We start from the raw sequence: 1,990 nt of genomic DNA, 5'->3' as shown, positions 1-1,990 counted from the left end.
CTTTCAACTCATCATAGAGAGGATAAACATGTTGCTGTAAGCCTGCCATAATTGCTGTATCTGTCATTTCATAAGAATTTAGAAGCATATTATCGAGTAATAGCTTAGTATATTTATTTTTCATTGCTTCAATAGCTAGCCTATCTTCTATTTCTTCTTTCTTTGCTTGTTCTGCTTGATACATTTTATCATTGAGTTTGTAGCTATTATCGTCTGCACACCGTTTCTTCTCGATATGAAAGACAATAGAGTCAATGCTCCGTCCTTTTTTGATTTTGTCATAAGTCACGTCAAAAGACGTATGGGCGTTGATTTCTTCCAACGGTTTTTTTAATATCCATGTTTCTAAACTCTGAAACCGTTCATAATCATTTACAGTATCAGTCATGATACGCAATTCTTTAATTGAAATAGACGGATTTCGGTAGCTTTCTACTTGTTCGGCTCGCCGTACGCCTTTAACGCTGTAATGCTCGTACTGGTTATAATTCATGGATAACCAACGATATAAGATAATGCTGTACTTGCTATTTAATTCTGCTAAGTCAGACAAAGCATGTTGTGTAAAATTCTTTTTAAGATTGATTAAGTAAGGCATAATTTCACGATGAAATTCAATTTTTACTTCATCATGATAATCTGTCCATTCCACGTAAGGTATAGGAACAATGCTTTTAAATTTAAAACCTTTGCCTGCTTCTTCTTTGATTTGAAAAAAGGCTTGTTTTTGCATTTTCTCAATCGCTTCTTTAAAGCGACTATGCTTGTCATTATCGGATACTTTAAAGAAAGCGAAAAGGTCTCTCTTTGAGAGATAAATAATATTGTCTTTTGGTGGCTCTTCGGTATTGATATAAGACACCGCTAACTCAAACATTTTCAGTGGGGTTTTATCCATTTTAGCAATAGACGTAATCAAGCTGTTATGCTCTACCACTTTTCTTTTTGACAGTTCATTCAAGGTCAGCACCTGCTTTTGATTTTCTTGTTTTTCTGGTATACTAGACATAGAAAGTTACTCCTTTGTGAGTGATTTTAAGGTGGCATAGAGAAGTCATTTCGTCGTGAATTTTCTCTATGCTTTTATTATATCATAATATAGCAAGGTTATATAGTTTTTTCTTGCTATATACACAGTTTTTTCTTGCTATATACACAGTTTTTTCTTGCTATAAAAATCTGCATAGCCTTATTATTGCTGAATTTTTGGGCACGCAAAAGAATAAAAGATTAAAATATATAAGATAAATATATAATAGGCTTCGCCTTTTTTTATTTTTTTCAAAAATTTAAAATCAAAGGTCAAAATCATCCAAAAAAAGAAACAGACTGCTCAAGTTTTATATTGAGCAGTCTGTTTCTTTAAATCGTGTTTATAGATCTTCTGTTTTAATTTCGTAATAGCCCTCGTAATAATAACTCGCATCAATTCCTTTAAAGAATTGTTCTTTTCCTAAATCATCGGTTAAAGCCTTTTGAATCAAATATTTTAATTCATTGGTGCTGACTGTACTACGAATCATGGCATTTAAATAGTCATCCTTATCAATTTGATTCCAATCGACAATTTTGTGTAGTTTATTTTTAAGAATTAAATCCAACCAGATACGAGTGGCTTGTCCATTGCCTTCCCTAAAAGGATGCGCCACATTCATATCCGAGTACTTATCAATAATTTCATCAAATGTTTCTTGAGGTAATTTATCAATATATTCAAGTGTTTGCGCTAAAAAAATACGGGGCGCAAATTGAAAGTTTCCTTTCGCAATATTCACTTCTCGAATTTTTCCTGCAAAGTCGTAAATATCTTGGAATAAAAACTGATGAATATCAGATAAGCCTTGAAACGTCCCAATTTCCAGATTCTCTATTTTGCCAGACTCAAACAATTCTTTGGCTCTTTTTTCTAAAACCATGGATGAACGAACAAAAAATCTATCGAATTTTGTTTGATCATCCACTAAAAATATGCGAACAGTATGGCTTCATT

General features: G+C 32.5%; 2 protein-coding genes. Both read right to left on the bottom strand.

What is annotated here, in order from left to right; genetic code table 11:
- Nucleotides 1-1,009 (bottom strand): RepB family plasmid replication initiator protein (locus AB3I34_RS13915; RefSeq protein ID WP_368027857.1); only part of this gene is annotated, 1,009 nt, incomplete at its 3' end.
- Nucleotides 1,010-1,373: 364 nt separating this feature from the next.
- Nucleotides 1,374-1,916 carry a protein adenylyltransferase Fic gene (gene fic, locus AB3I34_RS13910; protein WP_128713129.1) on the bottom strand — a complete coding sequence of 181 codons (543 nt, stop codon included), beginning with the start codon at nt 1,914-1,916 and terminating at the stop codon, nt 1,374-1,376.
- Between the last annotated feature and the right edge of the window lie 74 nt (nt 1,917-1,990).

Origin of the sequence: Enterococcus sp. C102(2024), from assembly GCF_040888205.1 — a bacterium.
Classification (GTDB): domain Bacteria; phylum Bacillota; class Bacilli; order Lactobacillales; family Enterococcaceae; genus Enterococcus; species Enterococcus faecalis.
Note: the sequence above shows the minus strand (reverse complement) of the source record. Positions and strands in the feature narration are given on the sequence as shown.